The sequence below is a fragment of the Fulvivirga sedimenti genome, from assembly GCF_020328055.1.
In genome coordinates this window covers 461,700-481,843 of the sequence record NZ_JAIXNE010000004.1, presented here as the reverse complement: position 1 = coordinate 481,843, position 20,144 = coordinate 461,700, and the positions used below count along the sequence as shown (strand labels likewise).

The following is a 20,144-nucleotide window of genomic DNA, read 5'->3' as shown; positions in this document are numbered from 1 at the left end:
TGGAACAATGCTCAGCGCGTTTTATTCCGGACAGATGCGGCGTCTGGCCTCCGCTGCAACGGATAACCCTGTGGCCTTTGTGAGCTCTTTACAGGCCTCATCCAGACGACCAAGATTGTAGAGAGTAATACCTTTATGATAATGCGCAAGAGGATAGTCCTTCTGATACATCAGTGCCACCTCATAGTCGTTCAGGGCATTCCCATATTCCTCAAGCTGATACAATACATTGCCCCGGTTGAGGTAGGCTGAAGCCATATTAGGCCGCAGTTCTATGGCCCTTGAAAAATCGGCAAAGGCTTCCTCGTAAAACCTGAGCCGCATCAGGACTATCCCCCGGTTCAGCCATGTAGTGGGTTCGTCGGGGTCAAGCTCAATAGCTTCATTAAAGTCTTTTAGTGCGGCTTCATTGGCGCCGGTCAGCAGCCGGGCCCTTCCACGGCTTCGGTAAGCATGGGGAGAATTCGGATTGTCAGCGATAGCTTCCGAATAGAATTCAATGGCTTTGCGGGAGTCGCCTTCCTCGTCGATCATCATAGCCAGCGTATTTTTTGCAATCGTATGGCCGGGATCGATGATAAGAACGTTGCGCAATTCCTGTTCCGCTTTTGTGCGCATGCCCATGGCAAGGTAGGTAACAGCACGGTTAGTCAGGTAGTCTGAGTTTTCCGGTTGAACAAACAATGCAGAATCAAAATAGGAGATGGCTTTATCAAGCTGACCGGTTCCGCGGTAGGTGAGGCCAAGGTAATTATCAAGGAAACTCCGGTCATTGGTTTGTGTGGTGAAAATACCCTCGACCCCTTCCTCGTTGGCCTTTTGCCGGTAATAAACCCTGTTGGTGACACCCCCCGGCAGCTTTTTAAGGCGGAGGAATCCATCCCTGGCCTGCTCATAATGCCCCTGCCTGTAGTTTAGCTCACTGTAGGAAAACAGGGCTTCCCGATTTTCGGGGAACCAGTTTAAGTACAGGATATAATCCTGTATAGCGCCCTCATTGTCATTCAGTGCTGCCCTGCAATCCGCGCGGTACAGGTATCCTTCTTCAAGCCTCGGATAAATTCGGATGGCATCATTGAAATATTTCAACGCTTCGCTGTAATCACGCTGCGCCCAGTGGATTAATCCCTCATCAAACTTTTGTTCCGCCAAAAGCAGTTTTTGTGCGGAAACATCTAAAGTGCACAGAAGAAAAAGAACAATAATGAATAAACGCGCCATATGGTGTACAACAAAATCGTGTTTTTGATAGTTGCATCCCCTGAGGGGGGAGATTACCGGAAATTACAAACAAAAACCGGTTTTTGTTGATTAATGAAATGATGGAAACATTGTTTCACGTATTGTTTGCACGTATAATTGAGGTGTTGATATATGAAAGGAATTAAGCGCATCTACATCATTCAGCTGGTATTGTTTCTTACAACCTTCGTTACAGTCACTCTTTCCGGGGAATACTGGATGCGCGGTAAACTCCCGGGATTCACCGAATTTACCTGGAAGGATTTTCAGGAAGGTTTACTTTTTACCCTGCCATTCCTTGGGTTTCTTACAGTTCATGAATTCGGGCACTACTTCACTGCACGTAAGCATAACGTAGATACAACCCTGCCTTACTATATTCCACTGCCCCCATTTTTCCTTGTCGGAACGCTCGGAGCAATTATCCGGATCAGGGAAAAGATTCAGTCGAAAAAGAAATATTTTGATATTGGTATTGCAGGACCGCTGGCCGGATTTGTGATTGCTGTTCTTTCACTCGCATACGGCTTCACACATTTACCTGATCAATCCTATCTGTATGAAATCCATCCGGAATATGCGGAATCAGGCATTCAGGAGGGCGCGGCGATGGCAGACTCCGATTCGGTGATCAATCTGGCTATAGGAAAGAATCTACTGTATCTGGCCATGGAGAAAACTTTGCCAGGAACGGATGACTTCATTCCCCCGGCCAATGAAATTATACATTATCCGTTTCTATTTGCAGGATTCCTCGCCTTGTTCTTTACAGCATTAAATTTACTGCCCATAGGACAGCTCGATGGCGGTCATGTGCTGTACGGACTAATAGGGTGGAAGCCTCATTCGTATGTGGCGAGGATTATTTTCTCGGCATTTCTGTTTTATGCCGGACTTGGATTATTCACTCCGAATGATACGCAGGAAGAGCTCCTCTGGGCGCCGCTGTATGTGGGATTTCTCTATTATGTGTTACGGAGTTTCAAGAAACCTCCGCAGACTACTTTGATGTACGCCCTGATTATGTTTACCGCGCAGTTTCTCATTCCTATGATCTATCCTGAGCTTGTGGGCTACAGCGGTTGGCTGCTGTTTGCATTCATGATCAGTCGCCTGATTGGCATCGAACATCCCCGAGCGACGGATGAAGAACCGCTGAACAGGACTCGTCAGATATTGGGTTGGATTGCCTTGCTCATTTTTGTGATATCCTTCAGCCCTGCACCGTTCATAATTGGCTGAATTATTTTCTGAAGATCTTCAGGGATTGATACTGGCCATTGGAAAGCCTTACCTGCAGAATATACAATCCAGACCGGAAAGTGCTGAGATCCACCAGCACAGGATCACCGAGACCCGGTGTGACATTTCCTGATTTCATCGATTTTCCTGTGATATCCATCACGGTCCATGAGTGCACGTTGCCCCTCAAATAGAAGTTCCCATCAGTGCTGGGATTCGGCCATAGCTGTAATTCTTCCGAGATCAATGGGTCATTACCAACAATTACATCGTCCACCTTTCCAAAGACGGGTCGGAGCATGAGACTTCCCGGTACAAGTGAATTTTCTTCCCACTGGATGTCCAGGTTAAAGAACATTTTTGTGCCCGAGAAGGTGTTTAAATCCAATCCTAAACCCAGTTCACCGTTCGTATTCTGGCGATACCCTACATAATAAGTGCCCTGTACCTTTACAGAACGGTTCAGTTCATACCGAACAAAGTTGTTCAGTCCGCCTTCACGCCGAATGGTTGTTTGTTGACGGTACAAAACATCGCCAGGTACACCTTCATCATCATTCCAGATAATCAGGTCAACCGATTTTCCGGCGGGTTCACTTCCGATAAAGGGGAAGTACATATCAACTGCGGTGATTCTCCCGCTGTCCGGGAGCAATTCAAATTGAACCGCCAGTCTGTCGGCCGCAAAATTAAGCCCTGCTGCTGCCTCCGCTGTACCATCGTCGTACGCATAGAGGTCGGTAAGGAAATAAGTGGACCTGAGCGTATCATTGATCCGGAAATCTATGGGCGCATATTTCGAAGGATCATAATCTCCGGCATCACTGATCGGACGGTTGTCTTCAGCATCGAGGATGATCTCAATGGAAACTCTGGCAGAATCACCGCCATCTATTCCACCAAAGTCAGCCAATGGTTCCCGTATGACAACCTGTTCCGTCTCCCCGATACCGATCGGACTTTCCAGTGGTTCAACAAATTCACTGTCGGAAAACTGAAAAGTATTTCCCAATGTATCTGTCACATCAATTTGATAATTGAAGAAGTATTTATAGGCTTTATTCTGATTGAATACGCCTGTAACAAGGTTTCGGATCCAGAAATAGGGCTCAATATTTTGACTGGCCAAATAGTGATCGTAGGGCACTACGAAATAATTTGACACGAAAGAAGACAACGGTTCATTAATGGCCCGATCGGGATACGACCTATCCGTGGGGTTTCTGTTACGGTTGATGTAAATGTAATCAAGGTTCCAGATATCAAACATTCCTGTCAGGTTTCCAACACTCTGAAACCTGAAACGGAATCCGGAATGAAGGAATTGAGAGGAGCTGATTGGAATAATTTCCTGATGCCAATCACCATCCATAATAGTTTCCCCGGCGACCGGCCATACGGTGATCCAGTTTCCCTGGTTATTGAGGAACTCCAGACGCAGGGAATCGTCACCGTCATTCGGCATGTTCCCTAGTCCGCCCGCCTGATAAAAGAAACTCATGTAAATGTCATCGGCAAATGAATAGCCGCTCAGATTAATTGTAGTAGAGGAGAGGCTGTCAACCAATCCGCTGACAGAACCGCTGCCATAGGGTTGGCCATTGGCATCCAGTCCGTCGAAACTAGCCACATTGAGGCTGGGAGGGGTGAAGGTGAGTCCGTCATTCAACAAGACATTCTCACTGTTTTGCCACTTTAACGGATCCAGTGTGCGTGAGGCAGAGAAATCTTCCCAAAACGGAAGTATCAATGGCTGATTATCTGTTTTAGCCGATATCCCGGATTTGCTTTCTTTGTTTTCGGCCTTTTGATATTGCGCTTGCTGAATCGGAATTAGCTTTATCTGAGCCCGCAATGTCATCATTGGGAGGGTGAGCAGGACGATAAAAGCTATGATTCTTTTCATCAATTATTCAGCATCGCTTGTGGTTCATTTCTAACGGTATCGGCCGGATTTCCCAGCCAAAGGTCAATAGGATCCCCCATTTTGATCTCAGTTCCGGCCTTGGGTGATTGACGGATGATCACGGCCCTTGTCCGTGCGGTGTCAACCTCAAGGGAGACTTGTCCCACCTGAAGGCTGGAGCCCAGAATAATAAATGTGGCATCTTCATAATTCTGTCCGATCAGATCGGGAGTAGGGATGTTGGAACGGGCAAACCCGTTACCCACCACCAGGTCTATCACACTGCCCTTGGGGAGTCTGTCCCCGGCTTTGATGATCTTTCCATCATGGTACATTTCCAGAACCAGGTTGAGGAACGGACTTGGCTTATAGTCAATATTTCCCCTGCGTAATTCATTGCTCTTCAGGACGGCCTCTGCATTTCGCAGTGAGGACTGGTTTACCAGATCCGGCACCGGTACTGAAGGCGGGTTCACACGATTTACAGAAATGAATATTTTTCGTCCTTCCTTAACCTTGGAGCCAGCTTTCGGGTACTGTTTCAAAATGGTCAGAGGAGGGAAATCATCTGAATATGCCGAATCATTGACTTCATAACGAAGGTTCCGTTGTACAACATACTGTTCAACATTATCCATATGAATGCCTTCCAGGTCAGGTACCGTCACGGTCTCGCCGTGGTTGGTTTTATTTGGTAAATAGACAAAGAAGAAAATAAGCAGTGCACCCAGGAGCAGCAAACTCATGATGCCCAGGTTGATCAGTAATGCTTTTATATTATTTGAAAAAATATTCATGATTTGAGAAATAACGCTCTAAATTATGTAATTCTTGCCTTCGTAAAAAATAAACCGTCTGTCACCTTGACTTCACGATCCGTTTCCGTTGTTCGTGCCGTTCCATAGCCAGTTCGATAAGCTGACTGATCAGATCCTGAAATGAAATTCCTCTTTCCTTCCACATCATCGGGAACATACTCGAATTTGTAAATCCGGGAATCGTATTAATTTCATTGATCAGGATGGTTCCGTCCTTTTTCAGGAAAAGGTCTACCCGGGCAAAATCTTCACAATGGAGGGTTTTATATGTTTTAATGGAATGCTGCCGGATCTTTTCAGCGATATCTTCAGGTATGTCTGCCGGAACCACAATTTTCGCAGCTTCCGGATCGAGGTATTTTGCTTCATAGGTATAAAATTCATAATCTGAACTTACCACAACCTCGCCTGGAAGTGAGGCCTTCACGTCCCGGTTCCCCATAACCGCACATTCGAGCTCCCTGCCTTCCACAAACTCTTCGAAAAGCAGCGTATGATCAAATTTAAAGACCTCATCCACTATTGCTTCAAAACCCTTTTTTTCCTTGACCTTAAATACACCAACAGATGAACCCAGGTTGGCGGCCTTGATCATGAATGGTAAACCAAGGTTTTTTTCAATATGATCGAATCGGATTGATGACCGGTCTTCAAAAGAATAGGTAAGGAATTTACTTACCGGAATTCCGGATGCTTCGAGAAGTCTTTTTGTATAAAGCTTGCTCATGCTCATTGCGGAACCAAGAACACCTGTACCAACAAATGTTATCTCGAACGAAGTCAGGAGACCCTGAATGCTTCCGTCCTCACCATCTGTTCCATGCAGAACCGGGAAAACCACATCAATCGGTAGGATTTCATTATTCAGGCGCATAAAACCCTTGCGGGAACCTGACATATTCAGACGCAGCGGTTCCCCGCTCGAAATATCAGCGTTTACTTCCTTCTTCAGATACCATCCGCCTGTACGGGATATGCCGATAAGGGATACTTCAAAACGCGACCGGTCTATAAATTCAAAAATATTTCTGGCTGAGTTGATCGAGATCTCATGTTCAACTGATTTTCCGCCAAAAAGTACGGCTACGTGCAGTTTGCTCATATAAGTAAAAAATAAAATTAACCCTCAAGATAATGCACTTTTCATTAATATATCGCATGAATCAGCCTTTTTGCAAAGGAAAAAGTTTCCCCTTTTACCTGAATAACATAGACCCCCTGTTTTTGCTCTTGCATATCGAATTCATAGGTCTGATTCAGAACCCCGGAAAACTCATATTCACTAACCACGCGACCGCTTAAATCCATCACACGCATGAACACATTTTCTTTTGAAGGCAGATTGAAGGTGAGCTTAAAGCGTCCATTGACTGAAGGGTTGGGAAAAAGAGTCCCGTTTTCAGAAACGACCGGATTGCTCACGAAGAATTCTATGTTATCGACAAATATTGCCCCGGCATTTCCGTTCACTCCCAGAAAGGCGATGTTAAGGTCTTCCTGCCCCAGGTAAGGTGTCAGGTTGATGGTGATTTTCTCCCAATCCTGTGGTAATGCGGGAACTTCCTGTCCGTTGAAATCATTATTGCCGAGCTCCGAACCGGTTCTTGAAAAGAGAACGATGTCATAGCTAATTCCGCAGTCATCAGATAAAAGTACGCTGAAGGAATCGGAGGTGCTATTTACCCGTTTATACGCCAGGTCAAAGGTTATAAAGGCATTATCGGCATCACGTAACGAAAATTTCGGACCGATCAGGTAATCGAAATCCCCGGGATTATTATTATTCTGATTAAAAAGAGCCATGGCAGGGCCGCTTCCGGTAGAGACCAACTCCCATCCTGTAGTTGGTGGCTGGGTTAGTGGAAGCCAGGCAGCAGGATCCTCAGGGTCATAATTGTCAAAACTTTCGCGGACTGGCAATTCAACAGTTTTGTCGCTTACAATGAAACTCCGGCTTAATTCACCGCTTTCACCCAGTCCGACCCCCGAATTATTAATATTACGCACCTGTGCAAAAAGAGAATGGTACCCTCGCGCAAGCTCCGGCATGTCGGTCGTTATCTGTATTTCTTCACCCGAAGCCAGATTGCCGTTGAATACATAAACACCCTGGGGCTGGTTATCGATACGAAGATCAAGCTCAAAGTAATTGATGGTTTCTGTAGTGGTGTTCACCACTCCAAAGGTAAGCGGAACAGTGCGATCAGCGCAATAGGAAGGGCCCGGTGAAAGCAAACGGACTGATGATCCGATGTCCAGACGAACATTATCGATATAGAGGTTATTTCCATATCCGTTAATTCCAACAAATGCAAGTCGCACCTTTGTGCCGAGGTAGGGAGTCAGGTTTACCACATCGGTACGCCAGTCATTTGGTCCGCTGGGCGTGAAAGGTGAAGTCCTTGAACTGGCAGTTCGCAATGTTGATCCCACCTTATAATAGACCGTGTCGCTGGCGAAAATCGGAGAAGCGCAATCGCTGGTGGCGGTGATCATCAGGCCTTCGAAGTTAGCATCTACACTGGGGTATCCGCTATAGGCAACATCGAATATAAGTGAAGCCTGGGAGGCATCGGTAAGATCAATTACCGGTGAAATGAAAAGGTCCAGTTCACCATAATTTTCGTAATCAAAAAGGTTCAGGTAAAGACTCTGGTTCATTGCGTTTCCGTTGTCGGCTTGCTGGAGCTCCCAGGTACTCAGGCCGTCCGGATTTTGTATGATCCAATCATTTGGTAATGTGCTGAAATTCAAATCAATAGAGATTGATGCTTCATCAGATACCTGAATATATTTTGACTTGCTGTCGTTCAAAGGGTTCCCATCAGATCCGCCGTTTACACCTGTGATGGAAAAGGATATTTCACCCTCGCCAGTAAACTCAACGACCGGCATCTCAACGGTTGTTATCTCGCCTGGAGCTAAGGTGACATTCACATTTTTTGTGTCGATTACAGTTCCATTTTTTGCAATATCAACAACAAAAGAATTCACTGTATTCGTGCCATAATTTCGCACTTCGATCATCGGGATAAGGGGACCGGGACATACGAAATCAGACGGACTACCAATGGACCGAACCCCCATATCGTTGGCGACGATAACAGGGGGAACAGCTCCCAGTGAAGACTGAAGGCTCAGTCGGCGCGGACTATTGTCGAGCACAATACGCATCCTGTCTTTTTGGTCCTGAGTGAAAAGGTTGAGGCAGGCATCATTTGAATAATCCATATAATTCTGGAACATATCGGGCAGGTCACCCGGTCCTGTATTGCAGCTATTTGGTCCCGGGAAGGTACATGGTTCGCCGATATTTGAATTTGGGTTGCCCTGACGGGGGGTGTCCTCGCAAAAATCATCGTCGCTGCAATCCCCATCGCCCCAAATGTGTCGAAGCCCCAGGTAGTGGGCGACCTCATGGGTGGTGGTTCGTCCCAGGTTATACTGGTTAATAAGATTGGCCGGCGGGTATTTTTCTTTGGACCCGAAAGCTCTGTAGTCAATAATTACTCCATCCGTGAATGGGTATTCGCTGCCGTTATCGAGCCCGGCAAGGCTGGAAACAGGAAACTGGGCATAACCCAGGTAGTTATCATTCAGATCGGTAACCCAGATATTCAGATAATCTTCTGCCGGCCAGTAACTTAGATTTTTCAGGGCATAGTTGTCGGCGAGCTGCCAGATATTCCGGTCTCCCTGCTTGCGAACAATGCCATTCGTGGGAAGACCTTCGGGGTCCCGGGCGGCGAGTACGAAATTCACTTCGATATCTGCCGCTACCGGTTCAAACACAGACGGGGTATTGACGCGGTCTTCATTCAGGCGTCTGAAATCTTCATTAAGTACCTCAATCTGGGAGAGTATTTGTTCTTCAGCCAAATTGGTCCCATTGCCAATCAGCTCGCCTTCATTGATGATATGAACGACTACCGGGATGGTGATAACCTGTTGAGCTGATTGAGGCTGGTTTTCATTGGCTTCCCTTGATCTTAACTGCCTGAGTTTTTCCCGCATCCACGATTCAAATTGCGCTGGATCCTCGTAGCCGTAGTTTTGATTTTTCTGCAATTCCTGGAAAGACTTGATGGCACACTTTTCCTGGGCGAAAGATGTTGTAGTGCTTATAAATAGCAAAAAGCCTGTTATTAACAGGCTGATTGATAAATTATATGTATTTCGCCGGGATTTTGCCACTGTCAGAGCATATTATCGGGAAGTTTCGCATGCGGGTCTCCCGGTTTGGTGATATTGATGGCTTCCACCGAAATTACTTCAGGTACTGCCTTCTTGATGGCCTCTTCCACACCTGCCTTTAGGGTCATGGTAGACATGGGGCAATTACCGCAGGCGCCCAGCAATTCCAGACGAACGACCATATCATCAGTCAGTTCTAAAATCTGAACATTGCCCCCGTCGGTTTCCAGGTAGGGGCGGATGTTGTCAAGTGCCTGATCAATTCGTTTAACTAACTCGTCTTTTTTCATTTTGCTCAAAGTGGCCATTATTGAACTTCAACTGGTTTGGTTTTATCCTGTGTGGCATTCCTTATAGCAACCTGCTGGGCCAATGACTCGGCAAGGTTTCTGAATGCTTCACTGGAAACTGTATTTTTCAGTGCGATCGGATAACCGGAATCACCGCTTTCACGTACTTCCTGTTCTATCGGCAGCTGACCTAGGAGAGGAACATCGTATTGCTTTGATAAGTTCTCCCCGCCGGATTCGCCAAAAATATAATATTTTTTATCGGGCAACTCAGGCGGAGTAAAGTACGCCATATTTTCAACAATCCCCAGTACAGGAACATTGATCTGAGGCTGCCTGAACATTTGAAGTCCTTTTCTGGCATCCGCAAGCGCCACCTTCTGCGGAGTAGTTACAATGATTGCACCTGTCACAGGAACGGTTTGCACCATGGTCAGGTGGATATCACTGGTTCCGGGAGGCAGATCAATTAAAAGATAGTCGAGGGGGCCCCAAAGCGTATCACTTATGAATTGTTTAAGTGCCGAGCTGGCCATAGGTCCGCGCCACACGACCGCATTGTCGGCAGGCGTGAGGAATCCAATGGAAATGAGCTTAACACCATATTGCTCTAGTGGCATAATCATATTCTTCCCGTTAACGGGCTGAACCCCGGGTTGTTCATGTTCGCAATTGAACATGACTGGCACGCTCGGACCATAGATATCCGCGTCGATAAGCCCTACTGAGGCACCCTGTTGCGCAAGAGAAACTGCCAGATTAGCGGCAACAGTTGATTTTCCTACGCCTCCTTTTCCGGATGCTATAGCGATGATATTTTTAACGTCCGGCAACAAAGGTCCTTTGTCCCGGGTTGTAGTCACATTTGAGGTCATCAGGATCTCCGCCCGGATTTCAGGCGACAAATGCTCATTGATGGCACGTTCACAGTCCTTCCGGATCACTTCTTTCAGGGGGCATGCCGGGGTGGTTAGTACCACAGTGAACTTTACCGCATCACTAAATACCTCGATGTCCTTCACCATATTCAGCGTCACCAGATCCTTTTTTAAATCAGGATCAATTACAGTGGAAAGGGCCTTTTTAACATCTTCAATTCCGTACTTCATATTTCCAGTCTGTCCGTTCTTTGTTGAAGCATCAAAAATACGTCATTTATTCCCTTTACAGCAATGCATGAAGGATTCTTTTACCTTATTTCTTCTTATGGAAGATCAATGTTAGTGAGGCAGGATTATCACCGGCTGTCACCACTTTCTGAGTCATTTTATTTTTTTCAATGGTAATGGTGCCGTCCATCAGTTTATTTCCATTCATGTCCAGGTCGGCATAGATCAGCGAATTTCCTTTGAAACTTCCTTCCGCACGTATAGCACTTTTACCATCGTAAAAGAACATGTGAATTTTGTCTGTGATTTGGTCATATGCCATTAATTCAGATTGCGTAAGCTCAAAACTGCCGGTAGCATTTTTGGAATAGACTATGCAATAAAGACCATTGGTTTCTGTAACCTCGTTGCATGTGATCATTGTCTCGGGTGGTGAAGGCATGTCAACACTCGATGAGAAGTCGGCAGGAGAAAACAGCCATGTTCCGGAAAGCATTTTTAATTTTTCAAGTTGTGAATCCTGGGCGATGACAAAAGAAGAGCTGAAAACAAGCAGGAGTTGAAGGATAATTGGTTTTTTCATGTTGAAAAGGCTTAGATATTCTGAATATACCATATTATTCGAAAAATTAAATCGGATCGAACGACACCATATATTTTAGTAGATTTACAGTATGATTTCAAAGGCCACTATACAGGAAGTGCAGGATCGAATGGATATCGTTGATATCGTTTCTGATTTTGTTACGCTGAAGCGAAAGGGTAGTGGTAAATATTTATGGGCCAACTGTCCGTTCCATGATGAAAAGACACCGTCATTTTCAGTAACACCCGACAGAGGGATTTACAAGTGTTTTGGATGCGGTAAATCAGGTGACTCGATCAATTTCATGATGGAACATGATGGGTTGAGTTATGTGGAGGCAATCCGCTACCTGGCCGGTAAATATGGAATTGAAATTCAGGAGACCACGATGTCTGATAAGGATCAGGAACTTCAGAATGAAAAGGAAAGCCTCTACATTGTTCTTGATTACGCAGCCGATTTTTTTAGAAGAAATCTCAGTGATACTGATGAAGGTCGAAGCATTGCAGGAAGCTATTTCCGTGAGCGGGGCATCAATTCACAATCGATAGAAAAGTTTCAGCTTGGTTACAGTCTTGAGAAGTGGACTGCCTTATTCGAGGATGCCACAGCCAGGGCCTACAAGGAGGAATTGCTTGAAAAGGCAGGCCTTATCGTAAGAAAGTCTGAAGACAAGGTTTATGACCGCTTCAGGGGACGGGTTATTTTTCCTATTCATAACGTTTCAGGCAGGGTGATCGCTTTTGGTGCCAGGACACTGCGAAAAGACGATAAGCCGAAATACCTGAATTCACCCGAGAGTGATGTCTATCACAAGAGCAAGGTTCTTTATGGTATTTTTCAGGCAAAGAACCACATCCGTCAGCAGGATAAGTGCTACCTGGTTGAAGGATATACCGATGTTATCTCGATGCATGAAGCAGATCTGCCCAACGTGGTGGCTTCTTCAGGTACAGCCCTCACCACAGATCAGATCAAACTGATCAGCCGGTTTACCAAGAATATCACCGTTCTCTATGATGGGGATCCGGCGGGGATAAAGGCTTCGCTGCGAGGGATTGACATGATCCTGGAATCGGGAATGAATGTGCGTACGGTGGTCTTTCCGGAAGGCCATGACCCCGACAGTTACTCGCGTGAGTTAGGGACTTCGGGTTTTCAGAAATATCTGGCAGAGCATGAGCAGGATTTCATTTCTTTCAAGGCGGCATTGTATGCCAGTGAGGCGGCTCGTGATCCGATAAAACGGGCAGAATCGATCAAGGAGATTCTTTACAGTATCTCGAAGATACCGGATGGACTGAAGCGGGCGGTGTATGTAAAAGATACTTCCCGGATGCTTGAGATGGAGGAATCAGTGCTTTGGTCTGAACTCAACAAGCTCATGATAAAGGAGCAACGGAGTCAGCGTAAGCCCGATATGCCAGAGCCACCACTGCCCGATTATTCACAGGAACCTGTAACGGAGGAGCAGCCGGCAGCTCATGAAGAACTTATAGCGCTGCACGAACGTGAATTTATACGGTTGCTCATCAAATTTGGATCCCATCCCGACGATGAGGAGCAGCCCATGCATGAAGTAGCCCGACAGGAACTGGAGGATGTTGAATTCATTACCCCCATATATCGCGAAATCTTCACCATGTACACCAAACGGGTTCAGGCGGGTGAAGCCGTGGATGCAGATTATTTTATTCGAAATGGCTCGGAAGAAGTAAAAAAGATCGTGGTGGATCTGATCTCCGATCGTCATGAAGTGAGCAGCCTGTGGTTTGAACGGTTTAAAATTTACGTTCCTTCTGAGGAGGATCTGGTAGGAAGGATGTTTTTTACAAATATGGCCCGCCTGAAACGCAGTATCATTCAGAAGCTGATTGATGAACATAAGGAGAAGTTGAAAAATGCTACTGATCCGGATGAAATTGATGAATTATTGCACATCCAGCAGGAACTTAAAAGAACCGAGAAACAGCTTGCAGACGTGCTGGGGATCGTGATTCCCAAATAAACATTGAAAAGATATGAACGACATCAGGTATTTCATTGTTAACCCTGATGAGTTTTTAAAGCGGTAAAAATGCGGTAAATTCGCCGCAGCTGGAATCTTATGGAGGAAAAAATAAAACTAAATACAATACCTGAGGCTATTGAGGACATACGTAATGGCAAGATCATTATCGTAGTCGATGATGAAGACCGTGAAAATGAGGGTGACTTCATCTGTGCCGCAGAAAGTATTACACCTGAAATTGTAAATTTTATGGCCACTCATGGCCGTGGATTGATTTGCGTTCCGCTGGTAGAAGACCGATGTGTAGAGCTTGAACTGGAATTGATGGTGGGTCGAAATACAGCGGCCTATGAAACCCCATTTACTGTTTCGGTTGATTTGCTGGGGGATGGTTGCACCACAGGTATTTCTGCTCACGACCGTTCTAAAACCATTAAAGCCCTAACCAATCCGGAAACAAGACCGGAAGATCTTGGTAAGCCCGGACATATCTTTCCCTTGAAAGCCAAACGTGGGGGAGTTTTACGCCGCGCAGGGCACACTGAGGCTGCCATTGACTTTGCCAGGTTGGCAGGATTTCAGCCCGCTGGCGTGCTGGTAGAGATTATGAATGAGGATGGTTCGATGGCAAGGCTGCCCGATTTACGTTTAGTGGCTGACCGGTTTGATTTGAAGCTGGTGTCTATTCAGGATCTTATTCAATACCGTATCGAAAAAGAGTCCCTTATCGAAAAGCAGGTTGAGGACGTGGATATGCCTACCGACTGGGGCCATTTTAAGCTAACTTCCTATACACAAACGAATACCGGAGATAATCATATCGCCCTGGTAAAGGGCACATGGGAGAAAGATGAACCAGTACTTGTAAGGGTTCATTCAAGTTGCGTGACCGGTGATATTTTTGGGTCTTGCAGGTGTGATTGCGGCGGTCAGTTGCATGCGGCCATGAAAATGGTTGAAAAAGCTGGTAAAGGTGTAGTTCTTTACATGAACCAGGAAGGTAGGGGTATTGGTCTTGTGAATAAGCTGAAGGCCTATAAACTCCAGGAAGAGGGTCTTGATACAGTTGAGGCTAACCTGAAACTGGGCTTTGATATGGATCAGCGGGACTATGGGGTAGGTGCACAGATTTTGCGCGATCTGGGCGTGAATAAAATCCGCCTTATCTCCAATAACCCTAAAAAGAGAGTTGGCCTTATCGGTTACGGACTTGAAATTATTGATAATGTGCCGGTAGAGATCAAACCAAACAAATTCAATGAGCGTTATCTGACTACGAAGAGAGACAAGATGGGTCATCAGATCTTGCGCGATGCAAAGTAGAATAGTAACGTTGATTTTCTGCGGGTTCCTGGTAACTGCGTTTACGGCGCACGGACAGTCATATTCAACTGACGTATGGCACCGTGGCAACCTTTTCCTGTTTGAGGGGGATACCCTGAGTGGTGAAATAAAGTACAATATGGAAAACCAGTCGGTCCAGTTCACCAGGGATGGATCGACAGTCCAGGCGTTCAGCCCCCGGAAAATCCTGGCCTTTGAAATCTATGACAAGATAATCCAGTCCTACAGGATATTCTATATACTTCCTTATAAAAGTCAGGGAACCTACGAGGCACCTTTTATTTTTGAATTGTCCTATGAAGGTCCGTATGTCTCCCTGCTGCGAACTGAAAAGCTGGAGCTGGTTGTGCGAAGCCTGCCCTACATGTATTCAACCTATACAAATGAGGAGATGGTGTATACTTATTATTTCCTTGACAGGTCTGGTAGGATCAACGAGTTCAATGGTAAAAAGAGCGATTTGAACCGTATTTTCAGAGATCATGCCGCTGAAATCAGAAGATTTGTGAAGGATGAGCGTCTAAAGCTTGATCGTCTGGATCATTTGATTAAGATTTGTTCCCATTATAATTCACTCGTAACTAAATGAAGAAGCCGCTTATACTCGTTTCAAATGATGATGGAATCACATCCAAAGGAATACGGCTGTTGGTAAGTATCATGAGTGAACTTGGCGAAGTGGTGGTTGTGGCTCCCGACGGACCGCAATCCGGGATGGGGCACGCTATCACGATTGGCAATACTCTCCGGCTGGAGGAAAATGATATCTTTCCGGGCGTAGCAGCTTATGAATGTTCCGGGACGCCCGCAGACTGTGTGAAGATAGCCAAGCACTTTGTCCTGAAGGACCGCAAACCGGATCTGGTGGTGAGCGGGATAAATCACGGCAGTAATACATCCATCAGTGTGCTTTACAGCGGAACCATGTCAGCTGCTATTGAAGGTGCCATAGAAGGGATGCCGGCGATTGGATTTTCATTGTGCGATTATGCATCTGATGCTGACTTCAGTCATGTGGCTGATTACGTACGCACCATCACGAAAAAAGTCCTTAAGGACGGTCTGAATGAGGGAGTTGCCCTTAATGTGAATTTTCCACCTAAAAGGAATGAATCCATCAGGGGAATAAAAATTTGCCGGCAGGCCCGAGCACGTTGGCAGGAAGAATTCGATTTAAGGTACGATCCCAACGGCCGCAGATATTTCTGGCTGGCGGGCAATTTCGTCAATCATGATAAGGGTGAGGACAATGATGAATGGGCGATTGCCAATAACTACGTTTCGGTGGTGCCATGTCAGTTCGACCTGACAGCACACCACACGGTAGTATCGCTTAATTCAAACTGGGACGATATTCTTTGATCAGAGCAGCGACAAAAACCCTGTAACCTGCTGATATAAAGCATGTGATTCGGTTACATGCCCCTCTATGGCCTTTTTAAGATAGGGTGGAATTTCCTCGCCAGTGCCCAGGCGCTTGACAACATCATTAATCATGGTGGTTAATTCGTCATCGCCCATTTCTTTGGCTCCCTTCAAAATATCATTTGCCTGTGCCATCACTTCTGTATCAACTGCAACGGTGGTTGTGATTCCTGCAGGACTACCAGCCATTTGATTGGAAGTATTGGATGCGATACAGGCATTATAGGCATCCACAAGTTCTTCCATTTCTTTCCGCTTGTATGTGCCGTCTTCCAGTCCCAAAGTGATCGCATTACATCCGTCCAGGAACTTCGTCATGGTTTTTTTGAATAACATGGTGGGAACTTCGATACCCGTCCCGTCCATCTTATACAGGTAGGTGCCGGCAAAAGCGAAGTTCTTATCGATGCGAAACCTGTAAAGACTCAGGTATCCATCTTTCTCCAGCATCATGATCCGATATTTATCCCCTTGCTTGATGGTTCTGTATTTCTGACCGTCCTTAATGATGCTTTGGAACTCATAGGCTTTCAGACGCTTTTTATCTGATCCGTCATCAAAAATTATTTCCTCATATAATTCCTCAGGGAATAAAATTTCAATAGTCCCTGAAAGTGTATCACCCTGAACGGTAACAAGTTGATCCTGGGCGTATAGCGTATACGACCCAAGCAAAATAAACAGTATTATCAGTCCTCTCATGTTTGCAAAATTACAATTAATCCGATCTTTTCCCATCCCTTTTTAGGCGACCGGCTTTTTTTAGCGCATCATTCAAAATCCATTCGATCTGACCGTTGGTGCTTCTGAATTCATCCGCTGCCCATTTCTCCAATGCATTAAGCAAATTTGGGTCCAAACGTAAGGCAAATGCTTTTTTCTTAGACATAATCTGATTCGTTCTTCATCATTCTCTCCATCGCGTTCTTGATGCCCTCGGGATTTCGTGTCCCCAGGAGGAGGGTCTGTCCACTTTTCAGATGTAGTTTCAGTCCCCTTGTCCCGGAAATAGTAAGGGCTTTACCGTGTTTAAACGAATACCGCACACCCCAACCACCATAGTGACGGATGGGATATTTAACGACTTCATAGCTGTTGATATCTGTGCGCGATATCGATTTTTCCTTGTTGACCAGGGGAGGCATTCTGTAAATGATACGGCCTTCCTCGATGCGCACATCCAGGTACAAGCTATAAAGTAGCCATGTCAGGAAGAATAGGACAACCATGGCAATTCCAGATGATATAATCATTTCCATGGTGTCCCTTTCCTTATTCTCGGTAAGAAAAATGAAGGCCATACCTCCCAGGGTCAGCGCAACGAAGCCTGTCATAATATACATGAATACGGTCTGTCGCATGTACTGAACTTCGTGGTAAATGCGGGACTTCATTTCTAATGATTTAAGGTTCCGGTGTTAACAACAGGGCTCACATCCTTGTCGGCACATAGAACTACCATGAGATTGCTCACCATAGCTGCCTTTCGCTCGTCATCCATATCTATCACATTTCTTTTCGAAAGGTCTTCAAGCGCCATCTCCACCATGCTTACCGCACCTTCCACAATTTTATGGCGGGCCGCTACAATGGCTGTTGCCTGCTGACGTCGCAGCATTGCACCAGCAATTTCAGAGGCGTATGCAAGGTAGCCGATACGTGCTTCGATTACATTAATTCCTGCAATTTCCAGACGGTTACTTAAATTCAGCTCCAGTGCATGGTTTACCTCATCGAGGCCACTTCTGAGAGTGATTTCCGCTTCATCATCTTCAAAATTGTCATAGGGATACAATCCGGCAAGTTTACGTACTGCCGCATCGCTCTGAATTCGAACAAAGTTCTCATAATCATCTACCTCGAAAGCAGCCTTGAATGTATCGCTTACCCTCCATACCAGGATAACTCCAATGAGGATTGGATTACCAACTTTATCATTCACCTTGACACGCTCACTGTCGAAGTTGCGGGCTCTCAGTGAAATGGCCTGCTTTGTGAAGAATGGGTTCACCCAATAGAAACCATTCTTTTTTACTGTGCCCTTGTAATCTCCGAAAAGAACCAGAACACGGGAACTGTTTGGATTCACATAGAAGAATCCGGGTAGCATGATCAGAAAGGCAAGTAAGCTCGCCAGTCCGATTAAATTCCTCATTCCAATAAACAGAAAGAGGGTAACTGCCAGCAGCAGAAAGGTTACAAATAACATGATGTAACCGGACAGGGGATTATTTTCTTTTTCCATTTGTGTGATATTAAATTGATATCATAAATATATTATATTAATGTAATTTACGCAATCTTTTTGAAAAGGTTGCCATCGTGCTGCGCATTCAGCGCCAAAGGCGTCTTTTTCCTGCCGAGGTTCCTTCACAGGGCACAGGTAAGAAGTCTGAACTTCAAATGGAGTGAGAAATAAAAGTCTTATAAAATCATTCCGACCGGAATTACGGATTGCCTTGTCAGTTATGCTTTGAAACTAACCTGATTATCACACTGTCGCGTGCGGATCGCTCAGTCGTTCGCAAATTCCTTTTAGTGACTTTATTTTGCGTACGTGCTCATGGTAGATCAGTTTCCATAAAGCTTCTACAATCAGAGATGAAAATAGCACCACCCCGGCAATGGCAGAAATTTCAATGAAACCCACAGGGGGCATATAAAGTACAGCGTACAGTAACATTAAAAAGCCTGCAAATAAAGGTATGCCATATCTGTAGACATTGCGATAGAGGAGGAGGATGTCCAGATTATTCTTAAGAAGCTGCAGTAACCCTCCGGCTTCGGTGTGTTTCCTGGTGATCAGGGCCAATTTCAGTTGGAAATGAACCCAGAGTAAAATATTGAATCCGATCATCGATGCCAGTATGATCCACTTATATTTAAAAGCAAACATGAAGGATATGCCAATGATTAAAATACTTATAGCGACTGATATGAAGTAATCATATATCAATTTTTTATGTAGGTGAGCAATGGATTTCCTGAGAGAATTGCCCATGAAGGATTCCATTTGGCTAAAGTTATAATGAGTACTGTCCTCAGCCGATTTTTTCCATATTTCCGTGTATTGAATCTCGTCCATGTCCCTAGATCTTTTCAATGATTTCCTTTAGCTTTTTTCGTATTCTGGTGAGTCTTGCTCCTACATTGGAAACGGAAATTCCAACAATCTCAGCGATTTCGTCATAGCTGTAATCCTCCATCTGCAGAATGAGCAATGCCCGTTCTTCCGGCCTGAGCATCTGAATGGCTATTTGAACCAACTCAGCTTCGTCTGAAGATGTCTTATCCATTACAACGGTTTCCGGCAGAGGATCGTAAGACCTCAATTTTTCTTTGCGCTGGTAATTCAAGGCTGTAAACAATGCCACTTTATACATCCAGGTGCTCAGTTTTGATTTATTCTGGAAGCTGTCGATGCTTTGCCAGAGGGTTGTGAGAATCTCCTGAAACAGATCATCCCGTTCAGAAGGGGATGTGTACGCATTACAGATCTTATGGAGAATCCCCTGATTCTCGGTGATCATTTTAATAAATGCATGTTCCTTTGTGTTCAACCTGAATTATTAGTAACCCGACATTAAAAATCCTTACAATAGTTGACGAAAAATGTTTTTTGAAAAAAAAATCTTGAGCTAGTGTAACAAAAAGGCAGCAAAATCAGTCTAATACATAAACAACCAAGGTCATGCTATCTCTTACAAGAAAAATCCGTAATATCTTCGTCGCATTATTCCTGTGTGCCTGGTGTATAAGTGCGGTGCATCTTGGCAAACAGCATCTGAAAGCTTCCAAGGCCAGTAAGACGGAAATAGAAAGTGTAATTCCTTCCTCCACAACAGCCAAATCACTGGAAAATACATCGTTGTTGGTGACAACTTTTGTAGGCGTAATCCATTACTTTTATCAAAAGTAGAGGTTGCCTGTGCGCGTAATCATCCTTCTTTTTTGCATCTTGTGTTTTCATTGCGGAA

At 45.2% G+C, this 20,144-nt stretch carries 20 protein-coding genes; 6 read left to right on the top strand and 14 right to left on the bottom strand.

Annotated features, from left to right (window positions below):
• Window positions 1-21 precede the first annotated feature (21 nt).
• Window positions 22-1,152, bottom strand: a complete 1,131-nt coding sequence (locus tag LDX50_RS20105; protein ID WP_225697998.1) for a tetratricopeptide repeat protein — start codon at window positions 1,150-1,152, stop codon at window positions 22-24.
• Between the two features lie 222 nt (window positions 1,153-1,374).
• On the opposite strand from LDX50_RS20105, the gene LDX50_RS20100 reads away from it, so the two are divergent.
• Window positions 1,375-2,484, top strand: a complete 1,110-nt coding sequence (locus LDX50_RS20100; RefSeq protein ID WP_225697997.1) for a site-2 protease family protein — start codon at window positions 1,375-1,377, stop codon at window positions 2,482-2,484.
• A 1-nt stretch (window position 2,485) separates the two neighbouring features.
• Here the strand turns inward: LDX50_RS20100 and LDX50_RS20095 are convergent, their stop codons facing one another.
• The 7 genes from LDX50_RS20095 to LDX50_RS20065 form a co-directional block, all read right to left on the bottom strand.
• Entirely contained in the window at window positions 2,486-4,390 is a 1,905-nt protein-coding gene (locus LDX50_RS20095; RefSeq protein ID WP_225697996.1) for a T9SS type A sorting domain-containing protein, read from the bottom strand.
• The gene (locus LDX50_RS20090; protein WP_225697995.1) at window positions 4,390-5,187 is read right to left on the bottom strand and encodes a PASTA domain-containing protein; all 798 of its coding nucleotides are present in this window, start codon (window positions 5,185-5,187) and stop codon (window positions 4,390-4,392) included. The genes LDX50_RS20095 and LDX50_RS20090 overlap by 1 nt, the downstream gene beginning before the upstream one ends.
• A 61-nt stretch (window positions 5,188-5,248) precedes the next feature.
• Window positions 5,249-6,310 (bottom strand): D-alanine--D-alanine ligase family protein, encoded by a 1,062-nt coding sequence (locus tag LDX50_RS20085; protein ID WP_225697994.1) that lies wholly within the window; start codon window positions 6,308-6,310, stop codon window positions 5,249-5,251.
• 44 nt (window positions 6,311-6,354) lie between these two features.
• Complete coding sequence (locus tag LDX50_RS20080) at window positions 6,355-9,342, bottom strand: T9SS-dependent choice-of-anchor J family protein (protein WP_225697993.1); 2,988 nt, start codon at window positions 9,340-9,342, stop codon at window positions 6,355-6,357.
• 62 nt (window positions 9,343-9,404) lie between these two features.
• Window positions 9,405-9,692 (bottom strand): NifU family protein, encoded by a 288-nt coding sequence (locus tag LDX50_RS20075; protein ID WP_225697992.1) that lies wholly within the window; start codon window positions 9,690-9,692, stop codon window positions 9,405-9,407.
• 17 nt (window positions 9,693-9,709) lie between these two features.
• Complete coding sequence (locus LDX50_RS20070) at window positions 9,710-10,801, bottom strand: Mrp/NBP35 family ATP-binding protein (RefSeq protein WP_225697991.1); 1,092 nt, start codon at window positions 10,799-10,801, stop codon at window positions 9,710-9,712.
• Window positions 10,802-10,886: 85 nt separating this feature from the next.
• Entirely contained in the window at window positions 10,887-11,384 is a 498-nt protein-coding gene (locus tag LDX50_RS20065) for a hypothetical protein (protein WP_225697990.1), read from the bottom strand.
• A 91-nt stretch (window positions 11,385-11,475) separates the two neighbouring features.
• Here LDX50_RS20065 and dnaG point away from each other — a divergent pair, with 91 nt between their 5' ends.
• The 4 genes from dnaG to surE all read left to right on the top strand — a co-directional run bounded on the left by dnaG (window position 11,476) and on the right by surE (window position 16,104).
• Window positions 11,476-13,395 carry a DNA primase gene (gene dnaG / locus LDX50_RS20060; protein ID WP_225697989.1) on the top strand — a complete coding sequence of 640 codons (1,920 nt, stop codon included), beginning with the start codon at window positions 11,476-11,478 and terminating at the stop codon, window positions 13,393-13,395.
• 99 nt (window positions 13,396-13,494) lie between these two features.
• Window positions 13,495-14,721: a bifunctional 3,4-dihydroxy-2-butanone-4-phosphate synthase/GTP cyclohydrolase II gene (locus LDX50_RS20055; protein WP_225697988.1), complete on the top strand. Its 1,227-nt coding sequence runs from the start codon at window positions 13,495-13,497 to the stop codon at window positions 14,719-14,721.
• Complete coding sequence (locus tag LDX50_RS20050) at window positions 14,711-15,331, top strand: hypothetical protein (protein ID WP_225697987.1); 621 nt, start codon at window positions 14,711-14,713, stop codon at window positions 15,329-15,331. The genes LDX50_RS20055 and LDX50_RS20050 overlap by 11 nt, the downstream gene beginning before the upstream one ends.
• Window positions 15,328-16,104 carry a 5'/3'-nucleotidase SurE gene (gene surE, locus LDX50_RS20045; protein WP_225697986.1) on the top strand — a complete coding sequence of 259 codons (777 nt, stop codon included), beginning with the start codon at window positions 15,328-15,330 and terminating at the stop codon, window positions 16,102-16,104. Before LDX50_RS20050 ends, surE begins: the two co-directional genes overlap by 4 nt.
• Here the strand turns inward: surE and LDX50_RS20040 are convergent, their stop codons facing one another.
• From LDX50_RS20040 to LDX50_RS20015, 6 genes are all read right to left on the bottom strand, one after another.
• Entirely contained in the window at window positions 16,105-16,869 is a 765-nt protein-coding gene (locus LDX50_RS20040) for a hypothetical protein (RefSeq protein WP_225697985.1), read from the bottom strand.
• Window positions 16,870-16,885: 16 nt separating this feature from the next.
• Window positions 16,886-17,056, bottom strand: coding sequence for a type II toxin-antitoxin system antitoxin (locus LDX50_RS20035; RefSeq protein ID WP_225697984.1), 171 nt, complete (start codon window positions 17,054-17,056; stop codon window positions 16,886-16,888).
• Window positions 17,049-17,561: a hypothetical protein gene (locus LDX50_RS20030; RefSeq protein ID WP_225697983.1), complete on the bottom strand. Its 513-nt coding sequence runs from the start codon at window positions 17,559-17,561 to the stop codon at window positions 17,049-17,051. Before LDX50_RS20030 ends, LDX50_RS20035 begins: the two co-directional genes overlap by 8 nt.
• Before the next feature lie 2 nt (window positions 17,562-17,563).
• Window positions 17,564-18,412 (bottom strand): SPFH domain-containing protein, encoded by an 849-nt coding sequence (locus tag LDX50_RS20025; RefSeq protein WP_225697982.1) that lies wholly within the window; start codon window positions 18,410-18,412, stop codon window positions 17,564-17,566.
• 246 nt (window positions 18,413-18,658) lie between these two features.
• Window positions 18,659-19,063: a hypothetical protein gene (locus LDX50_RS20020; protein ID WP_225697981.1), complete on the bottom strand. Its 405-nt coding sequence runs from the start codon at window positions 19,061-19,063 to the stop codon at window positions 18,659-18,661.
• 193 nt (window positions 19,064-19,256) lie between these two features.
• The gene (locus LDX50_RS20015) at window positions 19,257-19,727 is read right to left on the bottom strand and encodes an RNA polymerase sigma factor (RefSeq protein WP_255647358.1); all 471 of its coding nucleotides are present in this window, start codon (window positions 19,725-19,727) and stop codon (window positions 19,257-19,259) included.
• Window positions 19,728-19,858: 131 nt separating this feature from the next.
• Here LDX50_RS20015 and LDX50_RS20010 point away from each other — a divergent pair, with 131 nt between their 5' ends.
• Window positions 19,859-20,086 carry a hypothetical protein gene (locus tag LDX50_RS20010; RefSeq protein ID WP_225697979.1) on the top strand — a complete coding sequence of 76 codons (228 nt, stop codon included), beginning with the start codon at window positions 19,859-19,861 and terminating at the stop codon, window positions 20,084-20,086.
• The last annotated feature ends 58 nt before the right edge of the window (window positions 20,087-20,144 follow it).

Bases quoted from the DNA above. Each gene is read 5' to 3' on its own strand.
- LDX50_RS20100 (WP_225697997.1), top strand. From the start codon at position 1,375: ATGAAAGGAATTAAGCGCATCTACATCATTCAGCTGGTATTGTTTCTT.
- LDX50_RS20095 (WP_225697996.1), bottom strand. From the start codon at position 4,390: ATGAAAAGAATCATAGCTTTTATCGTCCTGCTCACCCTCCCAATGATG.
- LDX50_RS20090 (WP_225697995.1), bottom strand. From the start codon at position 5,187: ATGAATATTTTTTCAAATAATATAAAAGCATTACTGATCAACCTGGGC.
- LDX50_RS20085 (WP_225697994.1), bottom strand. From the start codon at position 6,310: ATGAGCAAACTGCACGTAGCCGTACTTTTTGGCGGAAAATCAGTTGAA.
- LDX50_RS20075 (WP_225697992.1), bottom strand. From the start codon at position 9,692: ATGAAAAAAGACGAGTTAGTTAAACGAATTGATCAGGCACTTGACAAC.
- LDX50_RS20070 (WP_225697991.1), bottom strand. From the start codon at position 10,801: ATGAAGTACGGAATTGAAGATGTTAAAAAGGCCCTTTCCACTGTAATT.
- LDX50_RS20065 (WP_225697990.1), bottom strand. From the start codon at position 11,384: ATGAAAAAACCAATTATCCTTCAACTCCTGCTTGTTTTCAGCTCTTCT.
- dnaG (WP_225697989.1), top strand. From the start codon at position 11,476: ATGATTTCAAAGGCCACTATACAGGAAGTGCAGGATCGAATGGATATC.
- LDX50_RS20055 (WP_225697988.1), top strand. From the start codon at position 13,495: ATGGAGGAAAAAATAAAACTAAATACAATACCTGAGGCTATTGAGGAC.
- LDX50_RS20050 (WP_225697987.1), top strand. From the start codon at position 14,711: ATGCAAAGTAGAATAGTAACGTTGATTTTCTGCGGGTTCCTGGTAACT.
- surE (WP_225697986.1), top strand. From the start codon at position 15,328: ATGAAGAAGCCGCTTATACTCGTTTCAAATGATGATGGAATCACATCC.
- LDX50_RS20040 (WP_225697985.1), bottom strand. From the start codon at position 16,869: ATGAGAGGACTGATAATACTGTTTATTTTGCTTGGGTCGTATACGCTA.
- LDX50_RS20035 (WP_225697984.1), bottom strand. From the start codon at position 17,056: ATGTCTAAGAAAAAAGCATTTGCCTTACGTTTGGACCCAAATTTGCTT.
- LDX50_RS20030 (WP_225697983.1), bottom strand. From the start codon at position 17,561: ATGAAGTCCCGCATTTACCACGAAGTTCAGTACATGCGACAGACCGTA.
- LDX50_RS20025 (WP_225697982.1), bottom strand. From the start codon at position 18,412: ATGGAAAAAGAAAATAATCCCCTGTCCGGTTACATCATGTTATTTGTA.
- LDX50_RS20020 (WP_225697981.1), bottom strand. From the start codon at position 19,063: ATGTTTGCTTTTAAATATAAGTGGATCATACTGGCATCGATGATCGGA.
- LDX50_RS20010 (WP_225697979.1), top strand. From the start codon at position 19,859: ATGCTATCTCTTACAAGAAAAATCCGTAATATCTTCGTCGCATTATTC.